Genomic DNA, 16,135 nt, shown 5'->3' with positions numbered 1-16,135 from the left:
GTATGGCATTTCTCGACCAGCATCCCGGTCTCGGCTTTCCTGCCGCGGCCGGACTGGGACTGCTGATCGGCAGCTTCCTGAACGTGGTGATCCTGCGCTTGCCCAAGCGCATGGAGTGGCAATGGCGGCGCGATGCGCGCGAGATCCTGGAGCTGCCGGATATCTACGAGCCGCCGCCGCCAGGCATCGTGGTGGAGCCGTCGCACGACCCGGTCACCGGCGACAAGCTCAAGTGGTGGGAGAACATCCCGCTCTTCAGCTGGCTGATGCTGCGCGGCAAGTCGCGCTACAGCGGCAAGCCGATCTCCATCCAGTACCCGCTGGTGGAGCTGTTGACCTCGATCCTGTGCGTGGCCAGCGTCTGGCGGTTCGGCTTTGGCTGGCAGGGCTTCGGCGCCATCGTGCTGAGCTGCTTCCTGGTGGCGATGTCGGGCATCGACCTGCGCCACAAGCTGCTGCCGGACCAACTGACCTTGCCGCTGATGTGGCTGGGCCTGGTCGGCTCGATGGACAACCTCTATATGCCGGCCAAGCCCGCCCTGCTGGGTGCCGCGGTTGGCTATGTCTCGCTGTGGACAGTGTGGTGGCTGTTCAAACAGCTCACCGGCAAGGAAGGCATGGGCCACGGCGACTTCAAGCTGCTGGCCGCGCTCGGTGCGTGGTGCGGGCTGAAAGGCATCCTGCCGATCATCCTGATCTCCTCGCTGGTCGGCGCCATCCTCGGCTCGATCTGGCTGGTGGCCAAGGGCCGCGACCGCGCCACCCCGATCCCGTTCGGCCCCTACCTGGCCATCGCCGGCTGGGTGGTGTTCTTCTGGGGCAACGACCTGGTGGACGGCTACCTGCACTTCGCAGGCCTGCGTTGACCGGGGCACGGCGATGAGCGACTTCATCGTCGGCCTCACAGGTGGCATCGCCTCCGGCAAGAGCGCCCTCGCCGCCGAGTTCGAGAAGCTTGGTGTGCCGGTCATTGACGCGGATGTTGTTGCGCGGCAGGTCGTGGCGCCTGGCTCCATTCTCGACGCCATTACCGAGCAGTTCGGCCGCGAGATTCTGTTACCGGATGGAACGCTGGACCGCCAAGCGCTGCGCAAGATCGTCTTCGCCGATCCAGTCCAACGGAAAGCGCTGGAAGCGATCACCCACCCGGCCATTCGCGCAGAACTGCAGCGCGCCGCGCTGGCAGCCGTGGGCCCTTATACGATCGTCGCGATTCCCCTGCTGACCGAAGCGGGCGGACGAGCGACCTATGCCTGGCTAAACCGCATTCTCGTCGTCGATGTGCCGGTGTCGCTCCAACATGCTCGCCTGATGCAACGCGACGGGAGCACATCGGTGCTTGCCGATCAGATGATTGCCGCGCAAGCGTCTCGCGAACAACGATTGGCCATTGCCGATGACGTAGTCAGCAACGAAGGCGACACGGACCGATTGGCGCAACAAGCGCGAAGCCTGGATGCGAGCTACAGGGCAGTTTTACAAACGCATCCAATCGGGCGCTGACATCTACGGGTGCGCACTCAAAATACTGCCATGGACAGTCGGCTGCCGTTACCGCCGGCGAGATCGTTAGCACACGAAGCGTGGCATCCATTACTCCCTTACTACGATGCAGAATCTGGCCGGCCGCACAGCCAGCGGATTCCCAGCGTGCGCTTGCGCGGGATTTGGCTGGAGCAGTTGGGATTTGCGGTTGGGTGCAAGCTGCAGATCACTGCGCGTGCGGGCGAGTTGGTGGTGACGGTGGTGAGCGCTGAGCTGGGTTTTGGGTGCGGATGTTGTTTGGATGCCCTGCAGTGGGAAGGACGATACGTGTAAAGCCCTCGCGCCCGGGTGCGCTCCTACGGGAGTGCGGGTGGTGGTTAGCGATGGAAGGCTAGTGTCGCGATGACGCCGCGCTGCTGGCCTGGGCGCACGCTGACGCGCCAGCCGTAGAGGTCGCACAGCCGGCTGACGATCGACAGGCCGATGCCGCCGCCTTGCGAGTGGCCGGCGTGGGTGCCGCGGTAGCCGCGCTGGAACAGTTTGGCGGCGTCTTCCTCGCTCAGGCCGGGGCCGGAGTCGATCACTTCCACCGCATCGCCAAGCACGCGCACGCGCACCTGGCCGTCCTGGGTGTACTTGACCGCGTTGCCGATCAGGTTGCCCAGCGCCACCGACAAGGCAGATTCGGGCGCGTCGATGACCAGGTCGCGCTCGCCTTCCAGCAGCAGCTCCAGCTGTTTGCCGCCCAGCTGTGCGCGGTGCGCGTCGATCAGTTGCTCGGCCACCTTGGCGACATTGCTGCTACCCTGCCCGCGTTCATTGCGCGAGAGCAGCAGCAGCGAACCGATCAGGTCGCTGCACTGCAGTTCGGCGCGCTGGATGCGCTGCAGGCGTTGCAGCATCTTTTCGTCGAGGTTGGGCTTGGTGAGCAGCAGTTCGGTGGCGCCGCGGATCACCGCCAGCGGGGTGCGCAGTTCGTGGCTGACGTCGGCATTGAATTCGCGGTCGCGCTGTACCACTTCGGTGAGGCGGGCCGAGTAATCGTCCAGCGCTTCGGCCAGCTGGCCAACTTCGTCGTCCGGGAAGTGCGCGGCCAGCGGCTTGGGCTCGCTGGTGCCGCCGCGGTAGGCGCGCAGGCGTGCGGCCAGGTCCGACACCGGGCGCATGACCTTGGACGCCGACCACCAGCCAATCAGCAGCGAGAAGCCGCTGAACACCAGCACCGAAAGCATCAAGGTGCGCTTGAGCTGGATCTCACCCTTGATGGTCTGGGTCATGTCGTAGGCGAGGAAGAACCACTCGCTCGGCGTCTTGCGCACCGCCAGCTTGTACGAATACGCGTTGCCGTTCTCGTCCACGCCGGAGATGGTGTGGATGCCGTCCGGGAACTGATACCACTCCGGCTGTTCCAGCCGCAGCGCTTCGAACTTGTCGCTTTTGACCACCCGCCCACGCATCTGCTGCACCGGCAGGTCGGGGTTGCGCAGCGGGTCGGAATAGAAGCGCTGCGCAAAGGCGTCGATGTTGCGGTTCATCACGTCTTCCACCAACTGGTTTTCCACGCGAGAGCGCGCCCAGTTGGTGGCGAAGGCGAACAGCGTGGTCAGGCAGAAGCCCAACAACACGAACGACAGGATGATGCGGCTGCGCAGACGCCGCCGGTAGCGGCCGCGCCTGCGGGCGGGCCGCGCGCCGTTATTGCTTTCAGGCATCGGGCGAGGCGATGCGATAGCCGATGCCGTGACGGGTCTGGATCATCGGCACATCGAAAGGTTTGTCGACCACCGCACGCAGGCCGTGGATATGCACGCGCAGCGAGTCCGAATCGGGCAGCTCCTCGCCCCAGACGCGGGTTTCCAGCTCCTGTCGGGTGACCACGGCCGGCGAGGCCTCCATCAGCGACTGCAGGATCTTCAAGGCAGTGGGGTTGAGCTGCAGCAGCTTGCCGCGGCGACGCACTTCCAGCGTGTCCAGGTTGTATTCCAGATCGCCGGTCTCCAGCACGCGGGTGTGCACGCCCTTGCCACGACGCGACAGCGCGTTGAGCCGCACTTCCACTTCCTGCAGCGCGAACGGCTTGATCAGGTAGTCGTCCGCGCCGGAGTCGAAACCGGCCAGCTTGTTGTCCAGCGAATCGCGTGCGGTGAGCATCAGCACCGGTGTCTGCTTGCGCGCTTCGTTGCGCAGCTTGCGACACACCTCGATGCCATCCATGCCGGGCAGGTTGAGGTCGAGCACGATGGCGTCGAACTCGTGCACCACGGCCAGGTGCAGGCCGGTCACGCCGTCGGCGGCAAAGTCCACCGTGTGGCCGCGGTCTTCGAGATAGTCGCCCAGATTGGCGGCGATATCGCTGTTGTCTTCGATTACTAGAATTCGCACTGAAACCTCAATAACTATGGTCGGGGTGGACTTAGGAGCCCGGGTCGGTGGCCTTGTGTCTCCGCTGCATGGAGCTCATGTCACGCTCGCCGCTGTCACGCAAGCGTCTGCGTTCGGCAACGGTTTTGCAGATCGAAGTGGTGTGATGAGAACCCGTCGCCTTTTCACGCGTACAAACAAGGCGACTTTCCTCACCCGCCCTCGTCAAAATTGTATTGATGAGCTCCTGGTCGTTGTAGACCGCTGCCTTTCGGTCCGGCGTCAACGCCTGTGCATCACCATTTTCTGCCACTGCAATTTCTATTCTCGTGAGCGCAGAAAGCACCTTAGCGCGGTCTTCCTGACTGATCTCGGAGTACTTGGTGCCGCCATCCAGCTCTTTGCGCACTTGAGCGGCCTGCTGGGCGAAAGGCTTCTTGACGTCTACTGTTGCCGAGGCATCCGCAACATTTGCTAGCAAAAACACAGACAAAGATGCCGCATAACAGAAAGCCTTAAGCATGATCGTTCCTTGTTCCATCGTCCGTTTAACATTTCCTCACTTTAGACTCGACGTCGCTGGTGGAGCAAGCGTGCCTAAGTAAAAAGGCCCAAGTGCGACAACGCACTTGGGCCAAAAGTTCATCCCGATCACCGTCACTGCCGAGAGCGGAGCTACGGTCGGGTGAGGCTAGCGAGGAAAGGATTAGATTTTCGTTAAATTTTTGCTAACAACACTCCCGGCCCGATCAACGGATCGACTGCTCCAGGTGCTGGATGATCGCCGCCGCCACGTCCACCTCGCAGACCCCTTCCACGCCCTCCAGTCCGGGAGTCGAGTTGACCTCGAGCACCAACGGCCCGCGCCTGGAACGGATCAGGTCCACACCGGCCACCGCCAGGCCCAGCGCGCGCGCCGAGCGTACCGCGACCTCCTGCTCCTGCTCGGTGGCCTGGGCCACCGCAGCGCTGCCGCCCAGATGCAGGTTGGAACGGAAGTCGCCCTCGGCCGCCTGCCGGCGCATGGCGGCAACCACCCGGTCGCCGACCACGAAGCAGCGCAGGTCCGCGCCCTCGGCCTCGCCGATGAATTCCTGCACGATGAAGTTGGCATAGAGCCCGCGCAGCGCCTCGACCACGCCGCGCGAGGCGCTGGCTTTCTCGGTGAGGATCACCCCGGCGCCCTGCGCGCCCTCGTTCAACTTCACCACATGCGGCGGCGGGCCCAGCATCGAGAGCAGATCCTGGGTGTCGTCCGGGTTGTCGCCGAACACGGTCACCGGCATGTCGATGCCTTGCGCGGCCAGCAACTGATGCGCGCGCAACTTGTCGCGCGAGCGCAGGATGGCGTCGGACGGGTTGGGCGTGTAGGTGCCCATGAATTCGAGCTGGCGCAACACGGCGGTGGCATAGCGCGTGACCGAGGCGCCGATGCGCGGAATCACCGCATCGAAGCCGGTGATCGGCTTGCCCTTGTAGTGCAGGCTGAAACCGTCGGCGGCGATGCGCATGTAGCAGCGCAGCGGGTCGAGGATGCGCACGGTATGACCACGCTTGCGCCCGGCCTCGATGAGCCGCCGGGTCGAATACAGCTTGCTGTTGCGGGAAAGAATGGCGATTTTCATCGCGGCAGGTGTACGGCGCGGCCTGGACATGGTCGGAGTCTGATGACGGAGTGACCCAAGTCCGTAGGTCTGCCGGCCGATTGCACGCGCGGGCAGCGTCCCTGCCCTGCACGTTGCGTTCGACGGGTGTGCGACGGCCCCGAGAATGGGAGGTGGAAGTGACGCAGCAAGGCAGCTGTAAGACTGCACGCGCGGCGTGGCTGCGACGGCCCGGATGCTAGCAGGGCGGCTGCGCAGCGCTCAAGCGCGCTGACGTACCTCGGCACAGGTGATGCACGGCGCAGGTTTGCCCGCGACAGTCGCGCAGACAACCCAGCAGACATGCGCGACTCGACGTCTCAGCTCCATCCGCGTCAGCGCGCGCGCTTCCGTCACCTCGGGCGGAATGACCGGCCGCCGCGTACCGCATCGACCGCCCTCACGCCGCCCCCCTGTCGTCGTGACGCAGTTTGCACAGCGCAACCCGCAATGCTTGAGTTCCCTCATGCCGGCATGCCGGCGCACCCGAGACTCTCAATGCGACGTCCAGCAAGCGCGGCTTACGCCAACCCCTCCCGCATCCGTCAAGGACGCCCGTTTCCGCGCGGTGCCGTCTTCGATGGCCAGGGCACCAATTTTGCGTTGTTTTCCGCGCATGCCACGCGCGTGGAGCTGTGCCTGTTCGACGAACAGGGCACCGAAGTGCGGGTGGATCTTCCGGAATACACCAACGAGATCTGGCACGGCTACCTGCCCGACGTCAAACCCGGCCAGCGCTACGGTTACCGCGTGCATGGCCCGTATGAGCCCACCGAAGGCCACCGCTTCAACCACAACAAGCTGTTGATGGATCCGTATGCACGCGAGATGGATGGCGACCTGATCTGGGCAGACGAACTGTACGGCTATACCGTGGGTCACCCGGATGGCGATCTGAGTTTCGACGAGCGCGACAGCGCGCCGTTCATGCCCAAGTGTGTAGTGGTCGAAGACACCTACGACTGGGAAGACGATGCGCGCCTGCTCAAGCCCTGGAACGAGACGGTGATCTACGAAACCCATGTGCGTGGCTACACCATGCGCAACCCGCAGGTACCGGAGGCCGTACGCGGCACCTTTGCCGGCCTGGCGCAGCCGCAGGTGCTGCAATACATCAAGGACCTGGGCATCACCGCAGTGGAGCTGTTGCCGGTACATGCGTATCTGGACGACCAGCATCTGCTGGACAAGGACCTGCGCAATTACTGGGGCTACAACACCATCGGCTTCTTCGCGCTGAAGTCGCGCTACCTGTCCAGTGGACATCGCGATGAGTTCCGCGACATGGTCAAGGCCATGCACAAGCAGGGCCTGGAAGTGATCCTGGACGTGGTCTACAACCACACCGCCGAAGGCAGCGAGCTGGGACCGACGCTGTCGTTCAAGGGCATCGACAACGCCAGCTATTACCGCCTTGCCGAAGACAAGCGTTACTACATCAACGATACCGGCACCGGCAATACGCTCAATCTGAGCAACTCGCGGGTGATCCAGTTCGTCAACGACTCGCTGCGCTATTGGGCCGGCGAGATGCATGTGGACGGCTTCCGCTTCGATCTGGCCACGATCCTGGGACGCGAGCCGAGTGGCTTCGACCAGCGTGGCGGTTTCCTGGATGCGTGCAACCAGGATCCGTTGCTATCTGAGGTCAAGCTAATTGCCGAACCCTGGGACTGCGGCCCCGGCGGCTACCAAGTCGGTCACTTCCCGCCGGGCTGGTCGGAATGGAACGACAAGTTCCGCGACAACGCGCGCGAGTTCTGGAAGGGCGAGGATGGCAAGCTCGCCGAGTTCGCCACGCGCTTCACCGGTTCGGCCGATCTGTTCGATCGTCGCGGTCGCCGCCCGTGGGCGTCGGTCAACTTCATCACTGCGCACGATGGATTCACCCTGCGCGACCTGGTGAGCTACAACGAAAAGCACAACATCGCCAATGGCGAGGACAATCGCGACGGTTCATCCAACGATGGTTCCTGCAACTACGGTGAGGAAGGCGATACCGACAACGCGGACGTGCTGCAGATCCGCGAGCGGCAGATGAAGAACCTGCTCGCCACGCTGCTGCTCTCGCAAGGGACGCCGATGATGCTTGCCGGTGACGAGCGTGCGCAGTCGCAGGGCGGCAATAACAACACCTATTGCCAGGACAACGAGATCACCTGGCTGGACTGGGAAAACGACCCGACCGATGGCCGCCTGACCGACTTCGTCAAGGCACTGACGCAGTTGCGCAAGCGCTATCCGATCCTGTCGCGCGGCCGCTTCCTCAACGGCCAGTACAACGAGGAGGCAGGCCTGCGCGATCTCACCTGGCTCAATCCGGGTGGCACCGAAATGGACGACGCGCACTGGACCGATGCCGGCGCGCGCTCGGTGGGACTGCTGCTGGAAGGCAAGGCACAGACCTCCGGTGTCAAGGAGCTGGCCAACGACGCCACCTTGTTGATCGTCATCAATGCCTACCACGAAGGCGTGACCTTCACCCTGCCCTCGGCCGACGAACCGGTGCACTGGAAGCTGGCGCTCTCGACCGACGAAGCACTGGAAGTGGACATGATGCCGGCCGGCGCCAGCGAATTCCTGGCCCCGCCGCGCAGCGTGTCGGTGTTCGAGTGCAAGAACGACCAGTAACACTGATGCGGTAACACGAACTCGCGGCCTGCCGGAAACCCGGTAGACCGCGAGTTTTTTATTGCTTCGACATCGGCGACGGAGGCTACGGCTTTGACAGGATCTGCGCTATCGATTCATGGATGCCGATGCAGCAGTCAACCCTGAAGGTGACAGCCAGACTCTGCGTCGAGCGCGCGGAAGCAGAATCGCTGCCGGCGCGCCGCAATCGCAGATAGAGCTGCAATGGCTTTGCTTGCCAAAGCGCTTGGAGCAGTGGTTTGGTCTCTAGTGACGCGCGTGGCGATGCGGCCTGGTGCGGTATTTATCAAGTTACCGCTCGCCTTTATCGATAGCCGATCAACCAACTTAAAAAAGCCGAAACAGCCGCACCCGGCAATCACGCATTTCGAGTACATCTATCGAAAAACTCGCCGGTCAATCGCGACGCAATGCACTGAAACAATCACATCACCGCAGCAAGCTGGACGCGCAATTCTCCGTCTCCGGTCTAAAGCACGGCGACATCGGAAAGCATGCTCACATCCAGCTTTGATTGCACGATCCGGCAGCGCATCGAATGCACTGCAGCAATTACGGCGGTAACACCAAAATGCGCGACGGCCGTGAATCGCTAAACGCTAACGAGCCCTAGCAAGACCTTGAATACGCAAAAACTCAGCCCGGATACAGCGGAAATCGCTTGTCCGGATGATTGGCCTTCCATTCCTTGTAGGAGCTGGTGCCTTCCCAGGCCTTGAACGCACGCGGCGTGCGACCACGCCCGGACCAGGTCTCGCCGGAATGCGGAATCCAGTACTTGGCCACCACTTCGCCTGTGGACGACAACGGCCCCTTGGATTTGCCAGTCATTGCCAGCGAGGCAATCTGGGACTTCTGCTTGGCATTGAAGCGGCTGCCGAATTGGGTCAGCACCTCGACCACCTGGTCGAAGGCTTCCAGCGTCTGGGCGTACTTCAGCTGGGCTTCTTCCTGCTCGAGCTTGCGCAGCTCTTCCAGCAATTGGGCTTTGGCGGCGGCAGAGGGTGAAGCGGGCGGAACCTGGCGCATTGGCAAAACTGAGGTTGGACGGGTCAGCGAGTATTGCCGTTGCGCCGGCTAGCGTAAAGCGGCAGGACGCGCCCGAGTCTGGCTGCGCTCAGCGATGGCGCAGCAAGGCATGCTCGCGGGCCATGGTCAGCACCGGCCCGATGCGCCCGGCCCGGATCAGCTCACGGCAGTGCTTGCCGACAAACTCGACCCTGGGCACAGAAAACCACTGCACCACCCGATCCAGCTCGCCGGCGTTGATGGACCAGGCATGGCAGACCGCCTCGCCCAGTTCTTCCACGCCCACCAGCCCCAGCTCGCGAATCTGCTCGGAATCCAGCGCGAACATCTCCAGCACCTTGCCAGCATCGTCCGGCGTGCCGTAACCAAAACGCATCTGCTCGGCGCGGTGAGCAACCGAGGCTGCCCGCGCGGATTCGGCGCGTCGTATGCCCTTCAGAAGTGCGCCGATGAGTTGAGGATGCGTGGCGGTCATGGTGCTCGCTCGATGATGGCTGCCACTATGCCCATCGCCGCGAGCCCGCTCAATCAGGAGGTTCCTGACCATGGGCAAGGAAATAGCGAAGCGCGCAACTGGCGTTATTCGCCGCGGCGCGCTGCAATGAATGCCGGTCCAAACACTAAATGTTATATACGGCTGCATTGTCGCAATCGGTTGTAGCCGACGAAAACACCCCATCCATGGTTAAAAAGCCGATAGCTGAAAACCAATCGTTGCCATCGACTGCGGAGGCCTGAGCTGCGCCCTGAAATGGCATGTCAGGGGATAAGTGCAATCGCGCTGCGACCGACCCAGAAGATAAGCGATTCAGTTAGGACGGATCGGATATCGAGCAATCCGCGCTGGCCCAGCGGACAAGGTCGTCAGAGGCTCCTGCCGGGCATGGAGCGGGCGATGGGAATCGAACCCACGTCAGTAGCTTGGGAAGCTACAGCTCTACCATTGAGCTACGCCCGCGCGGCGTTGCGAGAGTTTAGGCGGGTGCGGGGGCCGGGCGCAATGCGTAGATGTGACGAGGGCCGGTTGCCCGGCCCTCGCTTGCAACGCGTGTGGTGCTTGGATCAGAAGTTACCGCTGAAATTCACGAACAGCGTCGCGTCGCGGGCGCTGCGCTGGGCGGTGGTGGTGCTCAGGCCGATGTTGCTTTGCAGGCCCCACAGGCCGGTGCGGGCGCCCAGCACGACAGTCGCGTAGTTGCGATCGAAGTTCTGCCCGGGGACGGTGTACATGCCCACGTCCGGCATCGACTGCAGCCAGGCGCTGGCTTCGGTGCCGTCCTTGAACTCGTGGTCGTAGGTCGCCTGCAGGTACGGCTTGACCATTGCACCGTCCAGGCGCACCTGGAAGCCGATGCGGCCGACCATCGAGTCGATGTCCTGATCGGCATAGCCCAGTGCGGTGGAGCTTTCGTTGCTCTCGGTGTAGCCGTCGAGCTTGAGCTTCTGCCAGGTCAGGCCGACCACCGGGCCGTACTTGACGTTGCCTTCGCCCAGCGAATAGCCGGCGTTGACCGCGGCGGTGAGGTTGCTGCCGTCCGGCGAGCCGCTGTGCACGCGGGTGGCCGGCCCGAGCTGCACTTCGCGGTCGACGTCGTAGCTCAGCCAGCTGTAGCTGACCTGCGCATTGACCCAGACCGGGCCGGTGTACCAGCCGAAGAAGCCGCCCAGCGTGGTGTCGTCCTGCTTGAAGCTGCCGTTACGGTTGCCGAAGTCGGCGTCCATGCTGCCGAAGCCGGCAAAGCCGCCAAACACCAGGTCGCCCGCAGTCCAGTCCACACCGAACAAGCCGGCCGGGGCCATGCCGTCGTACAGATCGGCATGGTCGTAACGCTGCATGTCGCCACGCACGCTGCCCCACCAACGCAGGCCATCGGCATCCGGCTTGCCGTCCAGATGCCAGGCCACCTGGTCGGCGCGCGCGCGGCCAATCGCCTGCGCCGAATGCGTGAGCACCTGCTGCAGGCGCGGGGCTTCCAGCAGCGAGATGGCGTACTCGCCCAGGATCTGGTGGGTGGCGGTGGTCGGGTGGATGCCATCGGCGAACACATAGGTGTTGGGCGCGTTGGCGGCGACCAGGCTGGTCGGGTTGCAGGCCGGCAGCGGCACGGCCGGGTTGCAGGCGGTGCTGGTGACGTTGCTGAAGCCGTAGGTGCCAGGATTGGCGACCACTTCCTGCAGGATGTGGAAGGTGTCGACCGGGATCACGCGCAGGCCGGCCGACCGCAGGCCATTGAACAATGCGGTGTTGTAGGCGGTTGCCGCAGCAGTGCCCTGCGCCATCGCGGCGGCACCGCCGGCACGGAAGCGCGGGGTGATGCCCACGTCCGGAATGGTCGGCACCATCACGTAGCGCGCGCCGGCGGCCTGCAAGGCGCCGACTGCACCGACCTGCGCGGTGACCGCGTTGCCGATGATGGCCTGCGCCTGGGCCGGCACGGCTGCAGCGGCGAGCAGATCGTTGGCGCCGCCCCATACGGTGTAGAGCGCATTCGGGTTGGCCTGGCCGCCGTTGGCGCTCAGGTAGGTGTTGATCTGGCTGGTCACCGAAGGCGCGGCACCGAGCACGCTGGTCGAACCGGCCTGGATGCGGGCACCGCCGGCGGCGTAGTTGTCGCCGGTCTGGCCATTGCCGTTGGGCGCGGCATTGGTGCCGTAGTGATCGGCGACGTACTCGGCCCAGACCCAGCCCGGGTTGGTGGTGAACTTGCCGGTGACCGCGCGCGAGGCGGCCGGCAGCAACGGGTTGTAGTAGCCGCTGTCGGTGAGGCTGTCACCGAAGAACACGGTCTGGTCGAACGCAGACGCGGCCATGGCCGGGGTGGCCGCAATGGCGATGGCCACGGCCATCAGGGAACGGATCGGGCGAAGGGTTGAAGCCATGGGAGTGCCTGCTCAAGGTAGTGTGGAACTGGACCGGACCTGCTGACGTACGCCGGCGAATGGCACATGGTTTCACCCTCGCCGCCCGCGCTCACGCTGCATTGCCGCATAACGCAAAAACGCGCGCCCTGGCGGCACGCGATGCCACAATGATGACATGAACATTCAACTCAACGGCACCCCGCGCGACATTCCCGACGACCTGCTGCTGGCCACCCTGCTGGAGCAGGAAGGTCTTGCACAACGGCGCGTGGCGGTGGAGATCAATGGCGAAATCGTGTCGCGCGGGCGGCATGCCACGCACCGGTTGCGTGCCGGCGATGTGGTGGAGATCGTGCACGCGCTGGGCGGCGGTTGATGCGGCACACAGGCCGGCGCAGCTGCGCGCGATCGGTGATAATTGCCTGATGACCAATACCGCCCCCTCTGATGCGCTGATTATCGCCGGCAAGCCGTACCGTTCGCGCCTGCTGACCGGCACCGGCAAGTTCAAGGACCTGGACGAGACCCGCCTGGCCACCGAAGCGGCCGCCGCGCAGATCGTCACCGTGGCGATCCGCCGGGTGAACATCGGCCAGGACCCCAACGCGCCCAGCCTGCTCGATGTGCTGCCGCCGGATCGCTACACGCTGCTGCCCAACACCGCCGGCTGCTACACCGCCGAAGACGCGGTGCGCACCTGCCGGCTGGCGCGCGAGCTGCTGGACGGCCACAACCTGACCAAGCTGGAAGTGCTCGGCGACGAGCGCACGCTGTATCCGGACGTGGTGCAGACGCTCAGGGCCGCCGAACAGCTGGTTGCCGATGGCTTCGACGTCATGGTCTATACCTCCGACGATCCGATCCTGGCCAAGCGCCTGGAAGAGATCGGCTGCGTGGCGGTGATGCCACTGGCCGCGCCGATCGGCTCCGGGCTGGGCATCCAGAACAAGTACAACCTGCTGGAAATCATCGAAAACGCCAAGGTGCCGATCATTGTCGATGCCGGCGTGGGCACGGCATCGGATGCGGCGATCGCGATGGAGCTGGGCTGCGACGGCGTGCTGATGAACACCGCCATCGCCGGTGCGCGCGATCCGATCCTGATGGCGAGCGCGATGCGCAAGGCGATCGAGGCCGGACGCGAAGCCTTCCTGGCCGGGCGGATTCCGCGCAAGCGGTATGCCTCGGCGTCGAGTCCGGTGGATGGCGTGATTGGATGAGTGGGTGGGCTGCGTTGACATTGCCGTCGATGCGCACCGCTCGGCCGTGTGACGTGCCGAATGTGGCCGTTGCTGGATCGCGCGTCGCTGCACGTGCTCCCTTACGCCGTACCCTCACCCCAACCCCTCTCCCCAAGGCAGAGGGGCTTTTGTTTTTTGATGTGACTTAACTCATGACTGATCCTTTCACCAGCGACGGCGCCAAGATGCCGCCCAAGCCCTTCACCATCGAAGAGGGCCGCCGGCAGGTGCGCAGCTTCGTGCTGCGCCAGGGCCGCTTCACCCCGGCGCAGCAGCGCGCGTTCGACGAGCTGTGGCCACGCTTCGGCCTGGACTACAGCGGTGCGCCGCGAGATCTCGATGCGGCCTTCGGCCGTCCCGCACCCAAGGTGCTGGAGATCGGGTTTGGCAATGGCGCGGCATTGCGCTTTGCCGCGCAGCAGGACCCTAACCGCGATTACATCGGCATCGAGGTGCATGCGCCCGGCGTCGGTCGCCTGCTCAATGCGCTGGACGAGGATGGCAGCACGCATGTGCGCCTGTATCACCACGACGCGGTGGAAGTGCTCGAACACGAGATCGCCGATGGCGCGCTTGACGAGGTGCGCATCTACTTCCCCGATCCGTGGCACAAGAAGCGCCACAACAAGCGCCGCCTAATCCAGCCGGCGTTCGCGCAGCTGGTGGTGCGCAAGCTGCGCGATGGTGGCCGCTTGCATGCGGCCACCGACTGGGCCGATTACGCCGAACAGATGTGGGACGTGCTCGACGCCACCCCGGGCCTGGTCAATCGCGCCGGCCCGCGCGGCCACGTCGAACGCCCCGCCTGGCGCCCGCAAACCCACTTCGAAACCCGCGGCCAGAAGCTCGGCCACGGCGTGTGGGATCTGGTTTATGACCGGAATTCGGGAGCGGGGATTGGGGATTCGTAACAGCGCTACCCCGCATACTCGACGCCGCAGTCGCCTGACCAATCCCCACTCCCGAATCCCGAATCCCTGCCCCGATGGACACCGCGCTGACACTGACCAACGATATGAAGCTCGTCCTCGGGCTGGTCGGTTTCACGATGGCGATGTTTTTGTTCGAGCGCATCCGCGCCGACGTGGTGGCCTTGATCGTGCTGGTGGTGCTGGGCGTCACCGGGCTGGTGGCGCCGGAAGAACTGTTCGGTGGTTTTTCCGGTAACGCGGTGATGAGCATCATCGCCACCACCATTCTCGGTGCGGGGCTGGAGCGCACCGGTGCGTTGAATCGGCTGGCGACCTGGTTGCTGCGGCGCTCGCACGGCAGCGAACAACGCCTGATGATGATGACGCTGGCCATCTCCGGTTTGAATTCGTCCTTCATGCAGAACCCGTCGGTGATGGCGTTGTACCTGCCGGTCGCCTCGCGGCTGGCCACGCGCACCGGGCTGACCCTGCAACGCATGCTGCTGCCGATCGCCGCAGCCATCGTGATGGGCGGCGCGCTGACCATGGTGGGCAATTCACCGCTGATCCTGCTCAACGATCTATTGGTCTCCGCCAACAACAACCTGCCCTCGGGCATGGCCAGCATCGAGCCGTTGACGATGTTCGCGCCGCTGCCGATCGGCGTGGCCTTGCTGATCGCCGCACTGCTGTACTTCCGCTTCTACGGCGACCGCAAGCTGATCGAAGAAGAACGCCTGATCAACGAAGGCGTCACGCCCTCGCGCACCGAAAGCTATTTCGCCAAGACCTACGGCATCGACGGCGACGTGTTCGAGCTCACCGTCAGCGCCGAAAGCCCGTTGGTGGGCATGACCCTTGGCGAGGCCGAAGCGCTGCACGACGCGCCGTTGTTGCTGGCCCTGAAGACCGGCAACGACACCCGCCTGGCGCCGCCGGCCGACATGCGCATCTGGGTCGGCAGCGTGCTCGGGGCGATGGGGCCGCGCCAGGAAGTGACCGACTTTGCGCAGAACCAGTTCCTGCGCATGTCCTCGCGCCTGCGCAACCTGGGCGATCTGTTCAACCCCAGCCTGGCCGGCATTTCCGAAGCATTGATTCCGCCCAACTCGCGGCTGATCGGCAAGACCGCGGCCGAGTTGCGCCTACGCAAGCAGAGCGGCATCAGCCTGCTGGCGATCAACCGCGACAAGCAGGTGATCCGCGAGGACGTGCGCAACGTGCCGCTGCGTGGCGGCGACATGCTGGTGTTCCACAGCATCTGGCAGGACCTGGCGCAGGCGGCGGAAAGCCGCGATTTCGTGCCGGTGACCGACTTTCCCAAGGGCGAGCAGCGCCCGCACAAGTTCAAGATCGCCATGGCGATCTTCGCCTTCACCATCCTGATCGCGCTGACCTCGCGCTTGCCGGTGGCACTGACCTTGATGACCGGTGTGGCCTGCATGCTGGTCAGCGGCGTGCTGCGCATGGACGAGGCCTATGCCTCGATCAACTGGAAGACCATCTTCATGATGGCCGGCCTGATTCCACTCGGCTGGGCGATGGACAGCAGCGGCACCGCGGCCTGGGTGGCGGGCCATACCATCGACCGCCTGCCCGAAGGCATTCCGGTATGGGCGCTGGAAATCAGCCTGGCGCTGCTGACCACCGCGTTTTCGCTGGTGATCAGCCATGTCGGCGCCACCATCGTGATGGTGCCAATTGCGGTCAACCTGGCGCTGGCCGCCAACGGCAACCCCACCGCATTCGCGCTGATCGTGGCGCTGTCGGCGTCCAACAATCTGATGACGGCCTCCAACCCGGTGATCTCGATGGTGGCGGGCCCAGCCAACTATCAGCCGCGCGAGCTGTGGCGCGTGGGCGCACCGCTGTCGCTGATCTACATCGTGGTGATGGTGTCGATGATCAACCTGATGTTCTGGTGGGCAGCGCGCTGAGCCGCACCACCTTC

The 16,135-nt window shown here is 64.2% G+C and carries 15 protein-coding genes and 1 tRNA gene; 8 read left to right on the top strand and 8 right to left on the bottom strand.

Annotated features, from left to right (window positions below; all coding sequences use genetic code 11):
* The first annotated feature begins 2 nt into the window (after window positions 1–2).
* The 3 genes from DYQ94_RS04370 to DYQ94_RS04360 are packed head-to-tail and all read left to right on the top strand — an operon-like array spanning window position 3 to window position 1,818.
* A complete protein-coding gene (locus DYQ94_RS04370; protein ID WP_016849610.1) occupies window positions 3–866 on the top strand; it encodes a prepilin peptidase in 864 nt (287 codons plus the stop codon).
* Window positions 867–879: 13 nt separating this feature from the next.
* A complete protein-coding gene (gene coaE / locus DYQ94_RS04365; protein WP_126966295.1) occupies window positions 880–1,503 on the top strand; it encodes a dephospho-CoA kinase in 624 nt (207 codons plus the stop codon).
* A gap of 9 nt (window positions 1,504–1,512) precedes the next feature.
* Window positions 1,513–1,818 (top strand): SymE family type I addiction module toxin, encoded by a 306-nt coding sequence (locus DYQ94_RS04360; RefSeq protein WP_425519005.1) that lies wholly within the window; start codon window positions 1,513–1,515, stop codon window positions 1,816–1,818.
* 44 nt (window positions 1,819–1,862) lie between these two features.
* On the opposite strand, the gene DYQ94_RS04355 is transcribed toward DYQ94_RS04360, so the two are convergent.
* From DYQ94_RS04355 to rimK, 4 genes are all read right to left on the bottom strand, one after another.
* Window positions 1,863–3,197 (bottom strand): sensor histidine kinase, encoded by a 1,335-nt coding sequence (locus DYQ94_RS04355; RefSeq protein WP_016904089.1) that lies wholly within the window; start codon window positions 3,195–3,197, stop codon window positions 1,863–1,865.
* Window positions 3,190–3,867 (bottom strand): response regulator transcription factor, encoded by a 678-nt coding sequence (locus DYQ94_RS04350; RefSeq protein ID WP_006448355.1) that lies wholly within the window; start codon window positions 3,865–3,867, stop codon window positions 3,190–3,192. The genes DYQ94_RS04355 and DYQ94_RS04350 overlap by 8 nt, the downstream gene beginning before the upstream one ends.
* A 31-nt stretch (window positions 3,868–3,898) precedes the next feature.
* The gene (locus tag DYQ94_RS04345; RefSeq protein WP_202397473.1) at window positions 3,899–4,369 is read right to left on the bottom strand and encodes a hypothetical protein; all 471 of its coding nucleotides are present in this window, start codon (window positions 4,367–4,369) and stop codon (window positions 3,899–3,901) included.
* 226 nt (window positions 4,370–4,595) lie between these two features.
* Entirely contained in the window at window positions 4,596–5,471 is an 876-nt protein-coding gene (rimK, locus tag DYQ94_RS04340) for a 30S ribosomal protein S6--L-glutamate ligase (protein ID WP_016904091.1), read from the bottom strand.
* A 516-nt stretch (window positions 5,472–5,987) separates the two neighbouring features.
* Between rimK and glgX the strand changes: the two genes are divergently transcribed.
* Entirely contained in the window at window positions 5,988–8,120 is a 2,133-nt protein-coding gene (gene glgX, locus DYQ94_RS04335) for a glycogen debranching protein GlgX (RefSeq protein WP_065032736.1), read from the top strand.
* 657 nt (window positions 8,121–8,777) lie between these two features.
* On the opposite strand, the gene DYQ94_RS04330 is transcribed toward glgX, so the two are convergent.
* The 4 genes from DYQ94_RS04330 to DYQ94_RS04315 all read right to left on the bottom strand — a co-directional run bounded on the left by DYQ94_RS04330 (window position 8,778) and on the right by DYQ94_RS04315 (window position 12,050).
* Window positions 8,778–9,170: an H-NS histone family protein gene (locus tag DYQ94_RS04330; RefSeq protein WP_023904915.1), complete on the bottom strand. Its 393-nt coding sequence runs from the start codon at window positions 9,168–9,170 to the stop codon at window positions 8,778–8,780.
* An 88-nt stretch (window positions 9,171–9,258) separates the two neighbouring features.
* Window positions 9,259–9,645, bottom strand: a complete 387-nt coding sequence (locus DYQ94_RS04325) for a hypothetical protein (protein ID WP_115042509.1) — start codon at window positions 9,643–9,645, stop codon at window positions 9,259–9,261.
* Between the two features lie 409 nt (window positions 9,646–10,054).
* Window positions 10,055–10,128, bottom strand: a tRNA-Gly gene (locus DYQ94_RS04320).
* 104 nt (window positions 10,129–10,232) lie between these two features.
* Window positions 10,233–12,050, bottom strand: a complete 1,818-nt coding sequence (locus DYQ94_RS04315) for an autotransporter outer membrane beta-barrel domain-containing protein (protein WP_505414763.1) — start codon at window positions 12,048–12,050, stop codon at window positions 10,233–10,235.
* A 157-nt stretch (window positions 12,051–12,207) separates the two neighbouring features.
* Here DYQ94_RS04315 and thiS point away from each other — a divergent pair, with 157 nt between their 5' ends.
* From thiS to DYQ94_RS04295, 4 genes are all read left to right on the top strand, one after another.
* Window positions 12,208–12,408 (top strand): sulfur carrier protein ThiS, encoded by a 201-nt coding sequence (thiS, locus tag DYQ94_RS04310; RefSeq protein WP_016903326.1) that lies wholly within the window; start codon window positions 12,208–12,210, stop codon window positions 12,406–12,408.
* A 49-nt stretch (window positions 12,409–12,457) separates the two neighbouring features.
* On the top strand, window positions 12,458–13,252 hold the full coding sequence (locus tag DYQ94_RS04305; RefSeq protein WP_104593854.1) for a thiazole synthase: 795 nt from the start codon (window positions 12,458–12,460) through the stop codon (window positions 13,250–13,252).
* A 173-nt stretch (window positions 13,253–13,425) separates the two neighbouring features.
* Window positions 13,426–14,184 (top strand): tRNA (guanosine(46)-N7)-methyltransferase TrmB, encoded by a 759-nt coding sequence (gene trmB, locus DYQ94_RS04300; protein WP_126966296.1) that lies wholly within the window; start codon window positions 13,426–13,428, stop codon window positions 14,182–14,184.
* A gap of 74 nt (window positions 14,185–14,258) precedes the next feature.
* Complete coding sequence (locus tag DYQ94_RS04295) at window positions 14,259–16,121, top strand: SLC13 family permease (RefSeq protein WP_024940321.1); 1,863 nt, start codon at window positions 14,259–14,261, stop codon at window positions 16,119–16,121.
* Window positions 16,122–16,135: the final 14 nt, after the last annotated feature.

Origin of the sequence: Xanthomonas sp. LMG 8993, assembly GCF_009835065.2 — a bacterium.
In the GTDB taxonomy this organism is placed as follows: domain Bacteria; phylum Pseudomonadota; class Gammaproteobacteria; order Xanthomonadales; family Xanthomonadaceae; genus Xanthomonas; species Xanthomonas arboricola.
This window is presented reverse-complemented; position numbering and strand designations above follow the sequence as displayed.